The organism is Campylobacter concisus ATCC 51562 (assembly GCF_000466745.1).
GTDB lineage: Bacteria > Campylobacterota > Campylobacteria > Campylobacterales > Campylobacteraceae > Campylobacter_A > Campylobacter_A concisus_B.
The window spans coordinates 1-19,326 of sequence record NZ_ANNI01000002.1 but is presented as its reverse complement, the minus strand read 5'-3'; the positions used below and the strand labels follow the sequence as shown (position 1 = coordinate 19,326).

Sequence of the window (19,326 nt, the reverse complement as noted above, 5' to 3'; positions counted from 1 at the left end):
ACTCCTATTTTATCTTCTCGACTGCATCTTTTGCAGCACTTATTCGCTCGCTCTCGTCTAGCTCACGCACAAAGCCATCTTTTACTAAGATGATCCTAGTTGCTACATCAAAATAGCTATCATCGTGGCTAACAGCGATTATACTTATGCCCTTACTTTGCAAAAATGGCAAAATTTCTTTATAAAATTTTCGCTTAAAGAGCGGATCTTGATCGGCTGCCCATTCATCTAGGATAAGGATAGAACGGTGCTCTAAAATAGCTATTAAAAGACTTAGACGCTTTTGCTGACCGGTTGAGAGTTGCGTGGTACTAAGCTTATTATCTATGACACTTACTTTTTTGTCGATCTCAAGCAAGGCTAAAAGCTCGTCTATTTCGTTTTGGCTAGCAAAGCCATTATGAGAGAGCGTTTGTGAAAATAGATAAAAATCAGCAAAAATAGCGCTAATCTTTGCCTGATAACTTTGTAAATTTCCTTCATCTATTTTTGTGCTATCAAGGTAAATTTCGCCACTACTTGGGCGCATTAGCCCGCAAAGTAAATTTATAAGCGTACTTTTGCCGCTACCATTTTTACCGATGATAAATGTTATCTCACCGCGTTTGATCTCTAAATTTATGTCTTTTAGGCTAAATTTGCCGTGAGTGTAGTTGAAATTTATATCTTTTAGCTTTATGTTTTGCCAATTATCGCTTAGGCTATCGTCAAATTTAAATCCTTCCTTAAATTTATTTAGATTTAAGCTCATGATCTTTTCTAAACTCACTTTTGCGCTAAGTGCGGCTGGTATGGAGCCAACCATACTCATAAAAGAGCCTCTTAAAAATAGTATCGTTAGGCTAATGCTTAGTGCTGTTTGCAGGCTCGCCCAGTCAAATGCCACGCACAAAAATACACAAAGTCCTACTGAGCCAAGTAGCATAATGTTTGTGAAATTATCACTTAATGCGTGATAAATATCGGCCTTTACCATATTTTGACGTTTTTTATCGCCTGTAAAATTTAACTCATCAAAGCAGGCACTTGCCCTTGCCCTGTTTAAACTAAGCTCTCTATGCCCCTCTACGATATCGTCGTAGTGCTTTTGCAATGCGTCATCTTGAACTCTAGAATGCTTAAAATAAAGATGAATTTTTTTCATAAAAAGCATATTTATAAAAAGAGTTGTACCGATCCAAATGGACAAAAAGATAAAAATTTTTGGAGCGATTACACAAAGATAGATGCTAGCACAGACGATAAAAACTAAGCTTTGTATAAAGCCAGTAGCACTCATAAAAGCAAATGTGATCGTTTTTATGTCATTGTTTAGGCTAGCTATGATCTTTGCCTTACCGATCTCATTTATCACGCTATTTGGCGTATCTAAAATTTGCTTTACACTTTGATATCTTAGCTCGTAGATAAATTTATGTCCAAAATTTGTGAGCGATATATTTGCGGCGATGGCGCTTACAAAAAATAAAAGTAAAACTGCTATAAATTTAACCGCTACAAAGGTGTCAAATTCTTTTAAGCTTACAAGCTCATTATTTATAAATGAAAGAGTCCAGACACCAAGTCCGCTAAATACGAGCGTTAATAACACTATTTTAGAAATTGGGTAGATATTTTCTTTGATTAAATTTGCAAGCATTACATCGCAGCTCGTGGCTGAATGATATTTGGCTCATACTTTTGTTCAGTATTTTCGCTCATTATACGAAGTACCTTGCTTCGTTTTATCTTAGCGTCATCTTTAAATATCGCACGCACTTTGTCCATACCGGCGTAAAAATCACGCATAAGCACGATGCAGATATATTTGCCAAAAAATGTCGGCTTAATAATGCCATTTTCTTCATATATTGCATTTACAAGCTTAAGCAAGCTAATCTCCATAAATAAGGCCTTGTTAATGTTTGTGCTATTTTCGTCATTATATCTTTTAATATCAACTCCGCCATCAAAAAGCCTTGTTAAAAATGTATATTTAAGTCGCTCTTTCTTGCTAAAACCACATTTTGCGATGACTGGGCTTTGTCTATTTTTTATCCTTTTGCCGTATTCAAGTAGATTAAACGCGTTTATTACAAGCTCACCGTTAAGAAAGCTAAATGCCCCGCTACCCACGCCCACGTACTCTAAATTTGAGCCCACGTATTCATCGCGAAGGTCAGCACTTTTTTCGTTTGAAAATGCCCAAGCATTGCTTTGTTTGTAGTTACTTTTGCTAAATTCTTCAGTGATTATCTCATAAAATTCACGCTCATTATCTACGTTTGAAACGCCAAGTGAGCGAGCTATATTCTCTCTTGTTAGCTCTGATTTCATAAGTGGATAGAAGGTGATTTGTTGCGGAGAGATCGATTTTGCAGTGTTTATGTCGTTTATGAGCTGCTCTTTTGTTTGATTTGGGAGGTTAAAGATAAGATCGAGGCTAATGACTGGGATCTTTCCAAGAGCAAGCTCAAGCTTTCTTTTTATCTCCTTGGCTGAGCCAAATTTTTCATATCTGCCAACTCTCTTTAACGTTTCATCATCAAAGCTTTGTACGCCAACACTTAAGCGATCAATTAATCCATCAAATCTGGCTAAACTCTCGGGTGAAATGTGATTTGGATCGCTTTCTGCTGAAATTTCATCTATACTAAAAAGATCTTTTGCAAGCTTAAGTGTTTTCTCAAGCTCAGGCTCATTTATAAGCGTCGTACCACCGCCAACATAAAGTGAATCAAAGTCAAATCCAGCCTCTTTAACCTGCCTCATCTCCTCACGTAAATTTTCAAAGTAAACTCTTGCAAGTTCTTGCTCATAGTGGTACTTATGAAACGAGCAATATGGACAGAATGTGTGACAAAATGGTACATGTGCGTAGAGCATATACTTTTTGTCTTTTTTGGGAGTTTTGGTGTAGGTTGTGGTTAAAATGTCTATATTAAATTCATTATATAGTGATCTTTGAATAGAATTATGAGCGTAATTTACGGTAAAATTCTCGACAATATTTTTAAAGATCATAACTAATCACCTTAAATAAGTTTGGTTTTAAATTGATGTGTTAGGATAGCTAACTTTTAATAAATTTAGCCTTGTGCTAAAGAAATTTTTAGCTTAGCCAGATAAATTTGGCCTATAAATTTTAATTTTTTGAATCCGCAAATTTCACGTATCGATCAAATTTTAATCCCAAAGCTTAAGGAAGTTACTTCTTGGCTCTTGAGATAATTTTGCTTGAGTCTAGCTCAAATCTTATTTTCTCTTTTTTTTACAACCTATTGCTTCTAAATAATAAAATTTACCAAGAGTTGTAATGCTTTGATGTTATAAAGCATTACAACATTACTTATATCGTTTGCATCATAATAAGTTCTTATTGAATCTTTTTCTGTTTTTTCGCAAATTCCTTTTGGCAAAGCCCCTAATGCACTTTTTTCAATAGATAAATATTCATATTCCATGTTAGTGATTTCAAATTTCTTTGCGATGTCATCCGCTAGATAAAAAAATATAACTATTGGACATAAAAACATTAAAATAAATGAAATTTCCTTGTGCGTACCATCCTTATAAATACCTTCGCAAAAACACAAAACACCTAAGCAAAAAAAGATATATGTAATGTAAATAAAAAATAGATTTACCACTAAAATAGAAATTAGATTAGTTTGAAAATTAGACAAAAATATTAAAATAAAAATATAAGCGAGCCACATTATCATACAAAGAGCAAATACTCTTTCCAATATTTTTCCCTTAATCCATATTGTAATACACGATAACAAATATGATAATGCTAAAAAAACCATAAAAGTAAATAGTATGTCTTTTGCGTCTATATAGAAAGCTATATTTATAATAAAAGTAGTTAATAGTGCTAGAGGAAATGATAAAGATAATAAAAAAAGTGAAAAATATTCACCATTTTTATATCTAAGGGGGTATCTTATATGTCCAGGATAAAGCATTATAGGCAATATAAAAAAAATAGTAAAAATAGCTACAACAAAAAATAATAATGCGCCAACATAAAAAATATCAGAACCACTTAAAACTGGAAAGTAACCAATAAAAATACCAAAATATGCAAAATAGCAAATCACGCTAACCAAGCTAATGCCAGATAGTATCAGCGGATAAAATTTTAAAATGCTGTTTAAATAATCTTTAATACTTTTTTGTTCATAAAAATTTGCTAAATAATATTCAAAGTACTTATTGGAGAGTAATTCTTTTTTTATATTAAATAACTCTTTGTTAAATAATTCTTCTTTTTTATTACTAATATACTCATCACTTATCTTTGCTTTTTTAAATTTATCTTCAATACTTTCCTTACTCAAAGAAGCTGAAATTTCCTTTTTTAATTCCATAACCTCTTTTTTTATATCATCTTTTATATTGTTTACATCTATATCTTCAATACGATTTTTCTTTTCTTTGATCAGTAAATTCAATATTTTTGATTGTCTTGAGTCTTTGCATTCACAATTTGAAAAAGTTTTTTCTAAAAAGTTAGCAAAACCTTTAATTCTGGCTATCTCATCTGCTTTTTTATATTGCAGATCAGACAAATAATAAGCAAAATACTCACTGCCAACCAGTTCTTTTTTTATTACATCTATTTTACTATCTAGTATTTTATCTAGATACTTTTGGCTTATTTTTGTTTTTAAAATTTTATCATCAAATTTGTCCTCTTTAAAAGCATTTAATATTTTATTTTTAATCACTAAAATTTTAAAAATTATCTGTTGTCTTACGCTTTTTACTTCTTTTAATATTTTATTAAAATCTCCTTTGTTTAATTCAAAATATAGTCTTTTTTCTTTCTCTAGAAGAGCGATTAGCTGACCATATTCATTATTATATTGGTCAAGGTCACCAAATGTATCTTTTAAAAATTCTATAAATCTATCAATTCTGACAATATTTTCATCTTTTTCATTTAAAATATCTTGGTAATTCAAATTTGTCTCCTCGAAAAATTTAACTATGCAAGCACCTTCGCGATTTCGCTCCAGCCCAAATTCTCAGCAAATTTAGCCGCCGTTTTGCCACTTTTTGTACGAGCATTTTTATTAGCGCCATTTTCTAACAAAAGATTTACAAGATTTAAATTTCCTGCGATCGCCTCGTTGTGAAGCTGCGTATAGCCAAACTCATCAGCATCCGTGACCATATTTGGGTGCTCTTTTATATATTGCTTTACTTGCTCATATGTATTTTTGCTCATTGGATGCTCTATCAAATTTTCAGGGTGCTCTTTTTGCTCGTAAACTACCAAAATATCGTTAAAATCGCCAAAATCAAGCCCCCACTCTTTATCGTGCTCTTTTAGCTCTTTCTTTTTCATGCGTGATCGCATCGCTTGCACGCTAAATCCGCCGTATGCGCGTCCATCTATCGAAAAGAGCCAGTCACTCATCTCGTCTATCTTTGCGCTTATTTGGTCGCCTAATTTAACGTTTTGCACGCTATCTGGCTCATTTACGAGCGTACCATATATCGTTTCGCCGTCAAATTCCACATCGTCTATCCACATGTGCTCGCCGACTTCTTCACCATTTACGACATCTAAAAAGCAAATTTTTACCATCGCATAATCAAGCATAGGTACGATCCTGTGGCGTTCCCAGTAAACCTCACGCCAAAAATATCTAAAGCTCTCACGAGCTTGCTCAAACGCACGCTGCATGTAGTCTTCGTCGCTACTTACAAAATAGATTGGCATTTGCTTGCCAAGATCGATTTGTTTACCGAGAATTTTCTTAAAAAAGCTCATTTTTTGTCCTTATTTTTCATTTTAGATAGATCAAATTTGAATGCAAAATGATAAGGTAAATTTCACCCATAAATTCAACAAATTTTAAATACAAAAATCATGCGAAATTTCGCAAATTTAGCCCAAAATCCTATAAAATTTTAAATATAAAAGTCACGCAGTCATTTCGCAAAATTAGGCGAGGCGATTTAAATTTTTGTGACGGGAGTTACCGAGTTGGTAATGACCGAGTAAAAATTTAAATCAACGACGCATAATAAAGCGAAAAAGTGCGTTACTTTAGGTTTTTAAAGCTTATCGGAAGTTCTAAATTTAACCCCCTTACTAGCTTTATACACTCCTGCAGATCATCTATACTTTTGCTTGTCACTCTGATCTCTTCGCCCCTGATCTGCGCACTCACCTTGATCTTTGAGTCTTTGATCGCTTTGGTGATCTTTTTTGAGTTTTCAGCGTCAAGTGTGTCGTTTAGTTTTAGCGTCGCCTTTAAATTTCCACCACTCGCTGGCTCTCTTTTTGTCTCTGTGATCGCCACTGGTGGGATGTTGCGCTTGATGAGTTTTGAGATCACGATGTCTTTTAGCGCGTCGATCTTGTTATCACTTGAGCTAAGAAGCGTGATAAATTTCTCTTTTTCATTTAGCTCGACTTCAGCTGCAAGTCCCTTAAAGTCATACCTCGCCGCGATCTCTTTTTTTGCCGTCTCAAGAGCATTTTTAACCTCCATCATATCGACCTCGGCACTTATATCAAAACTATGCTCAGTTGCCATTTTTATCCTTTCAAATTTATTTAAATAGCCCTTTGATCTTCTCAAAAAGTGACTTTTTGCCAGTCTCTTCTTGCTTTATCGCCTCGCCAATCTGCTGCACCGCGGTCTGTGCGTAGATGATAGCGCCTTTTGGATCGCAGTTAAAGAGGTTTGAATATGAGCTTGATTTGTTTAGATCAAGTGGATTTGGCTCCACGACCTCAGTGGCCTCAAGCAGGCCTGTTTCTAGCTCGCATGCGTAGTTTAGCGCATCTAAAAATGCAGGTAAATTTTGCGCGTAAAAACCATCAACCGCCTCTTTTATCTCGCCACCTGCTTCATAGTCAGCCTTTAGTTTAGCTACGTTTTTAGCACTCAAATAAGCGCCACAACAGTAGTTTTCGGTGATCTCATTATAAATTTCACCACTAAATTTATCCAAAAACTTACTTGGTAAAATTTCTCGCCAGTTGCTGATATAGTTTTTAAATTTCTCATTTTGTCGCGCCAAAGAGCTTAGTGCTGTGCCCCTAGTGTAGAAATATTTTCTAAAAAATCCTTGTGTAACTGCGATACAAAAGCCGTGAGTTTTGTTAAAAATTTCATCGTCTTTATATTGCAGTGCAGCGTTTAGTGTATCTTTGTACTTTTGGGCGTAAAATTCCTCTACGCCAGCCTTGCTAGCAAGTGCTAAAACCTCGTCAAATTTACCAGCCCTTGTAAGCTCAAGTGCTTCAAAATACCACTTTGAAATTTCATTTTCGCTAATGGCGTGATAGCTTATATCATAGCCCATTATCTGCTCTCATTGATGAAATTTTCGATGTTTGCGACGATCTTTGCGACGAGCGTCTTTCTAGCCTCCAGGCTACCCCATGCCACGTGCGGCGTGATGAGTAGATTTTCTTTGTTTTTTACATTTAAAAATGGGCTATTTTCGCTCATCGGTTCGCTTTCTAAAACGTCGGTGCCAAAGCGTAAATTTCTCTCATCTATCGCCCTCGCCATCGCAGCTTCATCCACTATGCCGCCACGTCCTAAATTTAGCACTATCGCATCATCTTTTAGCAAATTTATCTCGTTTGCGCCTAGTAAATTTCTAGTCTTTTCATTTAGTGGTGCATGGATGCTGATGATGTCGCTGCTTCTTAGTAGCTCCTTTAAGCTTTTTTGCTTAAATTCGCTATTGTTATTTACTCCGCTTGTCGAGTAGTAGCTCACGTTTGCGCCAAATGCACGTGCCGCTGCCGCCACACCGCGTCCTATCTCGCCAAGTCCGATGATGCCAAATTCTTTGCTAGCGATCTCGCTGATATCTGCGCCAAGATAGGTAAAAATTTCACTCTTCACCCACTCTCCACTTTTTACGTAGCGATCATAAAATTTGATGTGATTTGTTAGCTCAAAAAGCATGGCAAATGTGTGTTGCACGACGCTTGCGGTTGAGTAGCCAGCGACGTTTTTAACTGCTATGTTTTTGGCTTTTGCATGTTCTAGATCGACATTATTCATGCCAGTTGCGCTTATGCAAATGAGCTTTAAATTTAGCGCGTCTATCACGGCTTTATCGATAACAACCTTGTTTGTGATGACCACATCAACGCCTTTTAGACGAGGCACGACCTCTTCGCTTTTTGTTTTTTGGTAGCTGATAAACTCGCCAAATTTCTTAAAAATACTAAGATCTACGTTTTCTCCCAGCGTTGCCGCGTCTAAACAAACGATCTTCATCTTTAATCCTTAATAAAATGTCCTACAAATTTAGAGTAATTATCTAAAATTTTACCGCCCTTTCTATATCCAAGCGCACACGCTTCATAAGCGTAAAATACGCCTGCTTGGTAGTTATCGCCTCTTTCATCTTGATTAAACTCGTAAAATTCTTGATAAATGGCTTTATTTGAGTCGTATTCGCCGTCATTACTTGCTATTTGCGCACCGTTTTCATCGTGTATTGAGACGTTAGCTCCTTCTCTGCCAAATACCGGCTTTTTCACATATTTTTTGCCTTTTAGTGGCTCGTTTGAAGTCTCAAGCAAGAGCGGGTGATTTGGATAAAGATCCCAAAGAATTTTTAAAATTCCCTTACTTTGGAAAAGTAGTGTGTAGGCTGGATTTATGATAATGGCTTTTTGGTTTTTGATGATATTTGAAAGTATGAGTGCTAGCTCGCCCTCATCGATCGCTATGCTCTCCCAAGGCACAAGCTTAAACCAGTACTCGAAATTTTCATCACCTTTAAAAATACCTTCATTATCGTTAAAAACGACCTCATCAACGTAGGCAAAGTCGGTTTTAAAGCCGGCCTCTTTTGCGATGTATTGCAGTAGTTTTACGGTTTGCTCGTCCTCTATACTGCCAGCAATAGAGCTAAAGAGTATCCCCCAGCCCTCGTAAACATCATCAAAATTTACATTATCGTCGCCAAGCGTGATAAGGCGTTTAAAATTTTGCTTTAGAGCTTCGTAAAGGTTATTAAATTGTTCTACTTCATCCATATGATTTAGTTTTAGCATCGCCCACTGAATGATCGCTGTCTCAAAGACCGCCGTTGGCGTGTCGGCGTTAAATTCGATCAGTTTTATCGGCTTGCCATCAAGCCCACCAGCAAGATCAAATCTGCCATAAAGATGCCAGTGAACGTCGTTTTCCCAGCTTTTTTTGATGCTATCAACGAGATTAAATGGTATGCCTATCTCGTGAAAAAGGTTGTTGTCAATGACGTGCTGAGCAGCATTTACATACATATCGTATAGCTCATTTGCCGCCTCATAATAAGCATCCGCTTCACTTGCTTTTACCTGCACGATCTCATCTGCGATATATGAGCTGTTATCGTTATCTGTATGCCATGCAAAGCCGATTTTCTCCATAAATTCGTTATTTAACGGAGTGATTTTTCTTAAATTTATCATTTTTCAGCCTCCAAAGCTTGATGAGCTAGAGCTTGATTTTGAGCCACCACCGAAAAATCCGCTCTTGCCACCACTGCTTCTTGCAGCAGAATTTGCTGCTTTTTGCTTATTAAAGCTATCAACGCTTCTTGTGTATGCACTTGGATTTTTGTAAGAATTTTGACGAGTAGCTTGGAAATTTTGATTTCCAAAAAGCTTGCTACCTATCCAGCTACCAAGTATCGCGCCAGCAGCTGAGGCAAGGATCGTCTCACCAAGGCTTAGACCGCCACTACTTAGCTGTGCGTCGCTAGCCTTTGTCAAATTTGAAGTACCATTGTCAATATTTGCGTTTGCTTGAGCTAGGAGTTTATCGATCTCGTCTTTACTTAGCACACGCTCAGTGCCGTTTATATCTTTTAACACAACTCTAGTTTCAGTGCTTGGATACTCTTCTAAAATTTTATAAACTCCAGGTGCGCTCTCTTCGATGATGACAAAAGCACCATTTTTTTGCGCAACTTCATTTAGTGCGTTTTCATCACCGCCATTGTTACTGCCACAACCAGCAAGGCCAGCCATAACGATCGCACCAAAACCGCCCACCGCAGCATAAGTAGCTATCTTTTTAATGTGTTTCATATCTCTCCTATCAACTCTTTTAAATTTTTATGTCTTCTAACAAGTATCACACCTCGTTTAAATTTTATAAATTTTGAGTGGTGTATGTTTTTTATTATCTTTTCACTGACCTTTTTTGTAGCTTTTGGCTTTAAATTTAGCTCCTTTAAGTACTCGCTTAAATTTATCCATTTTGACTCATTTTCTATTTCGGCCTCTATCGCTTCATTATTTGGTATATCGTCGTTTTTTTGTGCTAAAAGTGGCCTTTGCATAGCATTTAGAAACTGCATGAGCTTTTCATCTCTATCTTTATAAATTTGCAAAATTTCATTTTTTCGCTCGATTAGCATCTGCTCCTTTTCTTTAAAAAGCCTATCTTTATCAGCCTGTAAGTTTAAATTTAAGCTCTTTAGCTCGCTTAACTCATTTAGCAAATAATTTACAAACTCATCATTTTGGGATTTGGTTTTTATGCTTTTTGGAGCGGATTTTGTGGCTTTTTCGCTACTTGGTTTCTCATCAAGGATGACAAATTTTGTGCCATTTTCAATGACTGTATTGATCGAACCACGGCGGATTCTATTATAGACTGCTTCTTTTGTTATGCCTAAAATTTCTGCAGCTTCGTTTATAGCTAGCTTTTGCATCGAATTTCCGTTTAAAATAAAATAAAAAATTTGCTTTGATTATAAAAAAATAAGGCTAAAAGAAGAGTTAAACAAAGAGAGCAAAGCCCTCTTTGTCTTGGTTTTAGAGTCTTGACTCGTAGCGTCTAAGCATATAAAGACGTTTAAGCATTTTCTTGCGAGCTGCAATTTTTTGTTTCTTGCGGATCTCAGTTTTAGGCTCAAAGAAGCGTCTAGCTCTTGCTTCAGTAACGACTAAATTACGGTCAGTTTGTTTTTTAAACTTTCTGTAACCCTCGTCAAATGACTCGTTAGGATGTACCTTAATACCAGGCAACGTCCTCACCACCTTTCAGATTAAAATAAGCCGTGAGTATAGTTTAACTTTCATAAATTTAAGCTTTTAACTATTTTTATTTAAAACTCTTTTAATGCCATAAGCTTTATAATCATAAAATTTCAAAAAAGGCTTATTATGTCAAAGGATTTTCATCTTAGCTACGCCAAGAGGCGTTACATTTTTTTCGCCTGTATTACGCTATTTGTCTTTGTTTTGCCATTTATCAGAGTAAATGATGCGCAGCTATTTTTGCTAAGTTTTGATAAAAGTAGAGTTGATCTCTTTTTTACAAAATTTGATATGCAAGAGCTTTACTTGTTACCATTTTTATTTATCATTTTGTTCTTAAGTATATTTTTCCTAACGACACTTGCAGGGCGCGTTTGGTGCGGTTGGAGCTGTCCACAAACTATTTTTAGAACGATATTTCGTGACCTTTTGCAGACTAAAATTTTAAAGATCAGAAAAAATATCCAAAATAAGCAAAATGAGCCAAAAGGACAAATTTTAAAGCGTGCTTTAGCAGTTGGAATTTGGTGTGTTTTAGCTCTTATTATTTCGGCAAATTTTTTATGGTATTTTGTGCCACCGCTTGATTTTTTTGCTTATTTAAAAGAGCCAAGTGAACATGGAGTTTTGCTTGCATTTTGGCTTGTTATAGCTATTTGGTTAGTTTATGATGTCGTCATTTTAAAAGAAAATTTTTGCATTTATGTCTGTCCTTACGCTAGGGTGCAATCAGTGATGTTTGATAACGATACGATCCAAGTTATTTACAATCAAAAAAGAGGCGGCGTAATCTATAATGGACAAGAGAAATTTAAAAAGCCAAAAGAAGAGGGTGCGCTATGTACTGGCTGCGAGGCATGCGTGAGGATATGCCCAACACACATTGATATAAGAAAAGGTATGCAGCTTGAATGTATAAATTGTCTAGAGTGTAGTGATGCTTGCGCTAAAGTGATGAAGCATTTTGATGAAAGCTCGCTTATTGAGTGGAGAAGTATAAACTCTATAAAAGAGCAAAAAAGGGTCAAAATTTTACGCTTTAGAACAGTTGCCTACCTTGTCATTTTGGGCATTGTTTTGACAGCTGGGGTATTGATGAGTGGCAAAAAAGAAAGTATGCTTTTAAACATAAATAGAACAAGCGAGCTTTATAAAATTTTAGATGAAAATGAAGTCGAAAATTCTTACGTATTTTTGGTGCAAAACACACAAAATAAAGAGCATGCCTTTTACTTTGAAGTAGATGATAAGAATATAGAAATTTCTCGTCCAAGTAAGCCATTTATATTAAAAGCTGGTGCAAAGCAACGAGTCATTGTCACGTTAAAATCAAAAAATGAAAATTTAATCGATAAAGATCTTTTAAAACATATAAATATAAAAGCCTATGCCACTGACGAGCCAGCTATCAGCGTTCAAAGGCAAAGTACTTTTATCTATCCTAAAAGATGATAAAATGGCAAAAATTTAACAGGAAGCAAGATGGCGATCTCAGAAAAGGGTAAAAAAAGATACGAACTTATCGTAAAAACAGCACTTGAGCTATTTTTAGAAAAAGGATACGAAAAGACAAGCTTAAGTGACATCGTAGCGATAAGTGGCGGATCACTTTCTAGCATTTATACATTTTTTGAGAATAAAGAGGGGCTTTTTGAGGCGATCGTTGAGCAAGAGATAGATGCGCTTATAAAAGAGATCGATGAGAAAATAGATCTTAAAATTTCTCATAGCTTGGAGGAATTTTTAACCAAATTTGCAACCATAATATTTTCTATTACTTGCAGCAAAAGGCATATCTCTCTTGGTAGGATAATGATGAGTGAGGGTTCTAAAAATGGTGGCAAACTTGGTAAGACGTTTTTGGATCAAATTTTAAAAAAGATCGATCTTGTGCTTATAAATTTCTTTGAAAGAGATGAGATAAAAGCCAAACTTGATCCAAAATTTTCAGCCAAATTTGCTGCAAAGTACTTTATACAAAGTGTGATAGGAGCTTATTACTACGATTCGCTTTTGATAAATGAAGAACCAAAGCTTAGTGAAAGAGAGCGTAAAAAGCATGTTGGCTTATGTGTTGAGTTGTTTTTGAATGGAGTTAGTAAAAAATAAAATTGACTTTTTATTTGTTTTCTAATAGAATCGAGAACTTTAAATTTTTGTAACAATTATTACAAAAACTAAATATGATATTAAAATTTAAAATTAAGAGAGGTTTTTATGGCAAAATTTAAAAGTGCTCTTGTACTTTCGGTTGCAGTTTTATTTCTAAGTGGTTGTTTTGAAAATAAAGAGAATAAAGCGGCAGCAGGTCGCCAGATGCCACTATCTCATGTGGATATTTTTATCGCACAAAAAACAGACATACCTATTAGTTTTGATTACACCGCAACGGTTGTAAGTAGTCAAGATGTTATTATCTATCCAAAAGTTGGCGGAACTATCATAAAGCAGTTTTTTAAGCCGGGAAGCAAAGTAAAAGCTGGCGATAAGTTATTTTTGATAGATCCAGAAAAATATCAAGCTAGCTTTGACTCACTTGATGCCTCTGTTGGCGTAGCAAATGCAAATTTAAAAAATGCCGAGACCGAGTTTAAAAGAATTTCTGCCCTTTATAAGAAAAATGCAGTCTCTCAAAAAGACTACGACGCAGCAGTTGCGGCTTATGACATTGCAAATGCGAATTTAGTAAGCGCAAAAGCAAATTTAAAAAATGCGAAAATAGATCTAGGATACACGACTATTACAGCGCCATTTGACGGCGTAGTGGGTGATAACCAAGTAGATGTTGGCTCACTTGTCATAGCAAACCAAACAAAACTTGTAAGACTTACAAAAATAAATCCTATTGAAGCAGAATTTTATATCGCCGATGTGGATAATCTAACTAGAAAGACAAATTTGGATAACGGCTCATGGCAACAGCTAAATAGTGACGCTGTGTTAAGTGTCAATGGCGAAAATTTTAATGGTAAAGTAAATTTTATAGATAACGTCGTAAATACCGCAACTGGCAGCGTTTTGGCAAAGGCTAGCTTTGATAATAGCGAGGGTAAAATTTTACCGGGTGCATTTGGTCATATAAAGATGAGTGGATTTGTTCAAAAAAATGCCTTTAACATCCCACAAGTTGCCCTTCAACAAAGCGCTACAAACTCTTATGTTTTAGTCGTAAAAGATGGCAAAGTAAGCCAAAAAAATGTAAAAACTAGCTACCAAACAAAAGATATGGTCGTAGTGACTGAGGGTCTTGAAGAGGGCGATAAGATAATAGTTAATAACTTCCTTAAAATCGGAGTTGGCGCACCAGTTGAAACTGATAAAGACCTAAGCGCAAATTTCTTAAACAAAGATGCAAACGCTACAAGTAGCAAGTAAAGGCAGATAGATGTTTTCAAGATTTTTCATAAACCGCCCGATATTTGCAACTGTTATATCTATCATTATAGTTATAGCAGGTTTTATGGGTATCAAAGGGCTTCCTATAGAGGAGTATCCAAGTCTTACACCACCTACTGTCTCTGTAACTGCGACATATAGCGGTGCTGACGCGCAGACTATCGCTGACTCAGTCGCAAGTGCGATCGAAGATCAGATAAATGGTGTTGAAAATATGCTTTATATGCAAAGCACCTCAAGCTCTGCAGGTACTATGAATATAAGTGTATATTTTAAGATCGGCTCATCGTCAAAACAAGCTACGATCGATGTAAATAACCGCGTGCAAGCTGCTCTTTCAAGATTGCCTCAAGAGGTGCAAAATATGGGCGTAACGGTGCGTGAAAGAAGTGGCTCGATCCTTCAAGTTGTTGGCTTTACAAATCCAAATATGAACCAAGTTGAGCTATATAACTATGTAAATTTAAATATCGCAGACGAGATCAAAAGGGTAAATGGTATCGGCGATACAGTGCTAATTGGCAACAAAGAGTACTCGATTAGAATTTGGCTAAAGCCAGATAGACTTGCTCAGTTTAAATTAACTCCAAGTGACGTCATCTCTCAAGTAAAAATTCAAAACTCACAATATGCCGCTGGTAAGATCGGCGAGCAGCCATCAAAGGGTGAAAATCCTTATGTTTATTCTGTAGTTTCTGAAGGACGTTTTAAAGATCCAAAACAATTTGGCGAAATTTTGATAAAAAGTGAAAATGGCACAGTTGTTAAGCTAAAAGAGATCGCCACAGTCGAGCTTGGAGCTGCTAGCTACGCATCTGAAGCTATGCTAAATGGCAAACCAGCAGTGCCGCTTTTGCTATTTTTACAAAATGATGCAAACGCACTTGCGACATCTGAAGCAGTCGCTGCAAAGCTTGAAGAGCTAAAGAAAACCTACCCAGTTGGCCTAGAGCACACCATAGCTTACAATCCAACTGAATTTATCACCGTCTCAATAGACGAAGTTATAAAAACTTTTATCGAGGCGATGGTGCTAGTTCTTGTCGTAATGTACTTCTTCTTAAAGAGCTTTAGAGCTACCATCATACCAATGCTTGCTGTGCCAGTCTCTATCATAGGCACATTTGGTGGGCTTTATGTAATGGGCTTTAGTATAAATTTGATCACACTTTTTGCCCTGATCCTAGCCATCGGTATCGTCGTGGATGACGCGATCATCGTTATAGAAAACGTCGAGAGAATTTTGCATGAAGATAAAGAGATAAGCGTAAAAGACGCGACATTTAAGGCAATGGAGGAGGTGCAAACTCCAGTCATCTCTATCGTGCTCGTGCTTTGCGCGGTTTTCGTGCCAGTTTCATTTATGGAGGGCTTTGTTGGCGTTATACAAAAGCAGTTTGCGCTAACACTTGTCGTTGCTGTTTGTATCTCGGGCTTTGTCGCTCTTACTCTTACACCAGCACTTTGTGCGGTTATGCTTAAAAAGCAAGAGAACAAGCCATTTTGGATAGTTCAGAAATTTAACGACTTCTTTGACTTTAGCACTAAGCTCTTTACAGCTGGCGTGGCAAAAATTTTAAAACATGTCATCATTAGCTTTATAGTCATTGGCATAATGGGATTTGCAACATATGGCCTATTTCAAAAGGTGCCAAAAGGGCTTGTGCCTTCAGAAGACAAGGGTGCTTTGATGGTTATCACCTCACTTCCACCTTCAACAAATATGCTTAAAACTAAAGAAGAGGTAAATTCTATCAGCAATGCCATTTTGAGCAATCCAAATGTTGAATTTAATATGGGCTTTGCAGGATACGATATGCTAGCTAACTCGCTTAGAGAAAACTCAGCCATTAGCTTTATCAAGCTAAAAGACTGGAGCGAGAGAAAAGGTGCAACGGACGGCGCAGATGCTTTGGTCGGTCAGTTTAACGGCATGCTTTGGGGATCAAAAAACTCAATGACCTTTGTCGTAAATGTGCCACCTATCATGGGTCTATCAATGACTGGCGGCTTTGAGATGTATCTACAAAACAAGAGCGACAAAAGCTACAACGAGATAGAAGCAGACGCTAGAAAGGTAACTGCAGCTGCAAACGCAAGACCTGAGCTAACAAATGTGAGAACTACGCTTGAGACAAACTACCGCCAGTTTAAGATCACGGTTGATAAAGAAAAAGCAAAGCTATTTGGCGTAAGCGAGAGCGAAATTTTTAGCACGATAGCGGCTACTTTTGGCTCTTACTATATAAACGACTTCAACCTTGCTGGTAAATCTTACCGCGTATATGCAAGGGCGAGCGATAACTTTAGAAACAACCCTGAGGATCTAAGAAAGATTTTCGTCCGCTCAAATGAGGGTGAGATGGTGCCATTAAATTCAGTAGCGACGCTTACAAGATCGATCGGACCTGATATCGTTGATAGATTTAACCTATTCCCGTCAGCTAAGATCATGGGCGATCCAAAAACTGGCTATACATCAGGTGATGCGATCAGAGCGATCCAAGAGGTCGTAAATGACACGCTAAGTAGCGAGGACTACGCTATAAGCTGGGCGGGAACGGCGTATCAAGAGGTAAATTCTCAAGGAACAGGCACGGTTGCTTTTATCTTTGGTATGATCTTTGTCTTTTTGATCCTTGCAGCTCAGTACGAGAGATGGCTCATCCCACTAGCAGTCATCACAGCCGTGCCATTTGCGGTATTTGGCTCGTTGCTAGCTGTTTGGATAAGAGGACTAACAAACGACATCTACTTTGAGATCGGACTCTTGTTGCTTATTGGTCTGGCGGCTAAAAACGCTATTTTAATCGTAGAATTTGCAATGCAAGAGCGTGATAGCGGTAAGAGTATCTTTGACTCAGCGATAAATGCAGCTAGACTTCGCTTTAGACCAATTGTAATGACATCAATTGCATTTACTTTAGGCGTCTTCCCGATGGTTATAAGCACAGGTGCTGGTGCAGCTTCTCGCCACTCATTAGGAACTGGCGTGGTTGGTGGCATGATCGCTTCTACGACGATAGCGATATTTTTCGTGCCAATGTTTTACTATTTGCTTGAAAATTTAAATGAGAAATACTGGAAAAAGGGAGCAAAAAAAGATGAAAAATAAGGCGTTTATACTTATAACGACAGCGTTTTTAGCTGGTTGCTCATTTCGTCCAGATATGCCAAATGTAGATACAAATTTCACATCTACTTACACTTATGAGACAAGCGATATAAGGGATCTTTGGTGGAGAGAATTTAACGATGAAAATTTAAATTCTCTAGTAGAAAATGCACTTGAGAAAAATACAAATTTACGTGTTGCTTATTTAAATTTAGAGAAGGCAAAGGCAAGCCTTGGCGTTGCTGAGGCTGACTTGCTCCCTGGGGTAAATTTAAATGTAGGCTACACCAAGGCAAAAACCAGTGGGGAAACCTACACTAAGCAGCCTCAAACACGTTATAGAAGTTCGAGCATAAATTTAGGACTAAACTACGAGATAGATCTCTGGGGCAGAGTAAGAAATAATGTAGCAGCAGCTGAAGAAAGCCTAAATGCAACCAAATTTGACTACGATAGCGCGAGACTAAGTATCAGCTCAAGTGTTGCAAAAAGCTACTTTGCGTTAGTTTCATTAAATATGCAAGAAGCTGTGCTAAGAGAGACTTTAAAAACTTATGAAGACACGCTAGCGCTTCGCAAAACACAGCTTGATCTTGGAAGCATAAATGAGATGACTTATTTGCAAAGTAAGGCAGCAGTAGAAAGCGCTAAGACCAATCTTACTTCTATATTAAATGCAAAGTCAAAAGCTATCACCTCACTAGCTATCTTGACTGGTAAAAGTAATAATGAAATTTTAGGTGGAGCTGTTGCTAGCTCGCAAAATTTACCAGCTTCTCCAGAGATAAGTGCTGGCATCAGCTCTGAAATTTTGCTAAGAAGAAGCGACGTGGCAAAGGCACTGGCTGATTTAAAAGCTACAAATGCTCTTGTTGGTGTTGCAAGGGCTGAGTATTTTCCAAGCATTTCAATGACTGGACTTTTTGGCTTTTCAAGTATTGATTTTGAAAATATCTTTGTTGGAAATGCCAATACATGGAGCATAGGTGGCTCTTTAGCACAGAAAATTTTTGATTTTGGTAGGACAAAAAATAATGTTGCAGTGGCTAAAACAAATGAACAAATTGCTGCTGTTAATTATGAAGCCGCGGTAAAATCGGCTCTTGGTGAAGTAAGAGATGCGCTTGTTTCAAGGCAAAATGCAAAAATTTCTTTGGAACAAGTGAAAAATTTGCTAAAATCCCAACAAAGAATTTACTCGCTTGCTAAAGAGCAATATGACGCTGGCTACATTGGACATTTAGAGCTTCTTGATGCGCAGAGAAATTTGCTTCAAGCAAAATTACAAGACGTCTCAGCAAAGCTTGATGAGGTCGACAGTGCAGTTGAAGTTTATAGAGCTTTTGGTGGTGGTTTTAGGTTAGAAAAATAATTAAAAAGGAGAGAAATTGGGAACTAAGATATTAAATTTCTTGTTTTCTTGGGGATTTTTTGTTTTTGCTATCGCTCTTGGTGTAGCATTATGGTTTGCGATAAATTACGTGGATACATTTAGGCTTGAGTCAAGCTTTTATGATATCGGCGAGATATTTATGATGGCGGCTGTTTTTTGTATTGCTTTTTATGTGATCGCAGCAATATTTGTTATTCCTATTAGAGCGATCAAAAAATCTTAATCTTTCATCTAAGGACAAAATCCTTAGATGAACTTCTTGGCTTCATTATGCAAAATTCTTAGATTTTTGATTATTTATTTTAAAAATTTATTTATGAAATTTACCGCATTTATATTACTACTTCTAACAAGTATATTCTTAATAGCTTGCTCAGCTAATCAAGCAAATAAAAAGATAAGTAACTCTGA

17 protein-coding genes are annotated in these 19,326 nt (G+C 36.6%); 6 read left to right on the top strand and 11 right to left on the bottom strand.

Annotated elements, in window-relative coordinates; translation table 11 throughout:
* Nucleotides 1-4 precede the first annotated feature (4 nt).
* The 11 genes from ATCC51562_RS01215 to rpsU form a co-directional block, all read right to left on the bottom strand.
* Nucleotides 5-1,639, bottom strand: coding sequence for a multidrug ABC transporter permease/ATP-binding protein (locus tag ATCC51562_RS01215; protein ID WP_021090415.1), 1,635 nt, complete (start codon nt 1,637-1,639; stop codon nt 5-7).
* Nucleotides 1,639-3,003, bottom strand: a complete 1,365-nt coding sequence (locus tag ATCC51562_RS01210; RefSeq protein ID WP_021090421.1) for a coproporphyrinogen III oxidase family protein — start codon at nt 3,001-3,003, stop codon at nt 1,639-1,641. Before ATCC51562_RS01210 ends, ATCC51562_RS01215 begins: the two co-directional genes overlap by 1 nt.
* A 263-nt stretch (nt 3,004-3,266) precedes the next feature.
* Nucleotides 3,267-4,952, bottom strand: a complete 1,686-nt coding sequence (locus ATCC51562_RS01205; RefSeq protein WP_021090414.1) for a hypothetical protein — start codon at nt 4,950-4,952, stop codon at nt 3,267-3,269.
* Nucleotides 4,953-4,975: 23 nt separating this feature from the next.
* Nucleotides 4,976-5,767 carry a YegJ family protein gene (locus ATCC51562_RS01200; RefSeq protein WP_021090438.1) on the bottom strand — a complete coding sequence of 264 codons (792 nt, stop codon included), beginning with the start codon at nt 5,765-5,767 and terminating at the stop codon, nt 4,976-4,978.
* A 274-nt stretch (nt 5,768-6,041) separates the two neighbouring features.
* The gene (locus ATCC51562_RS01195) at nt 6,042-6,539 is read right to left on the bottom strand and encodes a YajQ family cyclic di-GMP-binding protein (RefSeq protein ID WP_021090433.1); all 498 of its coding nucleotides are present in this window, start codon (nt 6,537-6,539) and stop codon (nt 6,042-6,044) included.
* Between the two features lie 16 nt (nt 6,540-6,555).
* Complete coding sequence (locus ATCC51562_RS01190) at nt 6,556-7,314, bottom strand: hypothetical protein (RefSeq protein WP_021090412.1); 759 nt, start codon at nt 7,312-7,314, stop codon at nt 6,556-6,558.
* A complete protein-coding gene (locus ATCC51562_RS01185; RefSeq protein ID WP_021090427.1) occupies nt 7,314-8,249 on the bottom strand; it encodes a D-2-hydroxyacid dehydrogenase in 936 nt (311 codons plus the stop codon). Before ATCC51562_RS01185 ends, ATCC51562_RS01190 begins: the two co-directional genes overlap by 1 nt.
* Before the next feature lie 2 nt (nt 8,250-8,251).
* Nucleotides 8,252-9,433 carry a glutathionylspermidine synthase family protein gene (locus tag ATCC51562_RS01180; protein ID WP_021090441.1) on the bottom strand — a complete coding sequence of 394 codons (1,182 nt, stop codon included), beginning with the start codon at nt 9,431-9,433 and terminating at the stop codon, nt 8,252-8,254.
* A gap of 3 nt (nt 9,434-9,436) precedes the next feature.
* The gene (locus tag ATCC51562_RS01175; protein WP_021090428.1) at nt 9,437-10,054 is read right to left on the bottom strand and encodes a UPF0323 family lipoprotein; all 618 of its coding nucleotides are present in this window, start codon (nt 10,052-10,054) and stop codon (nt 9,437-9,439) included.
* Nucleotides 10,051-10,683, bottom strand: coding sequence for a hypothetical protein (locus ATCC51562_RS01170; protein WP_021090432.1), 633 nt, complete (start codon nt 10,681-10,683; stop codon nt 10,051-10,053). Before ATCC51562_RS01170 ends, ATCC51562_RS01175 begins: the two co-directional genes overlap by 4 nt.
* A gap of 103 nt (nt 10,684-10,786) precedes the next feature.
* The gene (gene rpsU / locus ATCC51562_RS01165) at nt 10,787-10,999 is read right to left on the bottom strand and encodes a 30S ribosomal protein S21 (RefSeq protein ID WP_009294994.1); all 213 of its coding nucleotides are present in this window, start codon (nt 10,997-10,999) and stop codon (nt 10,787-10,789) included.
* A gap of 138 nt (nt 11,000-11,137) precedes the next feature.
* On the opposite strand from rpsU, the gene ccoG reads away from it, so the two are divergent.
* The 6 genes from ccoG to ATCC51562_RS01135 all read left to right on the top strand — a co-directional run bounded on the left by ccoG (nt 11,138) and on the right by ATCC51562_RS01135 (nt 19,138).
* Nucleotides 11,138-12,463, top strand: coding sequence for a cytochrome c oxidase accessory protein CcoG (gene ccoG, locus ATCC51562_RS01160; protein WP_021090443.1), 1,326 nt, complete (start codon nt 11,138-11,140; stop codon nt 12,461-12,463).
* Nucleotides 12,464-12,493: 30 nt separating this feature from the next.
* Entirely contained in the window at nt 12,494-13,120 is a 627-nt protein-coding gene (locus ATCC51562_RS01155; protein ID WP_021090424.1) for a TetR/AcrR family transcriptional regulator, read from the top strand.
* A gap of 108 nt (nt 13,121-13,228) precedes the next feature.
* Nucleotides 13,229-14,386, top strand: coding sequence for an efflux RND transporter periplasmic adaptor subunit (locus tag ATCC51562_RS01150; RefSeq protein ID WP_021090419.1), 1,158 nt, complete (start codon nt 13,229-13,231; stop codon nt 14,384-14,386).
* A 10-nt stretch (nt 14,387-14,396) separates the two neighbouring features.
* Entirely contained in the window at nt 14,397-17,522 is a 3,126-nt protein-coding gene (locus tag ATCC51562_RS01145; RefSeq protein ID WP_021090423.1) for an efflux RND transporter permease subunit, read from the top strand.
* Nucleotides 17,512-18,894: an efflux transporter outer membrane subunit gene (locus tag ATCC51562_RS01140; protein WP_021090413.1), complete on the top strand. Its 1,383-nt coding sequence runs from the start codon at nt 17,512-17,514 to the stop codon at nt 18,892-18,894. Before ATCC51562_RS01145 ends, ATCC51562_RS01140 begins: the two co-directional genes overlap by 11 nt.
* Before the next feature lie 16 nt (nt 18,895-18,910).
* Nucleotides 18,911-19,138: a hypothetical protein gene (locus tag ATCC51562_RS01135; RefSeq protein WP_021090435.1), complete on the top strand. Its 228-nt coding sequence runs from the start codon at nt 18,911-18,913 to the stop codon at nt 19,136-19,138.
* The last annotated feature ends 188 nt before the right edge of the window (nt 19,139-19,326 follow it).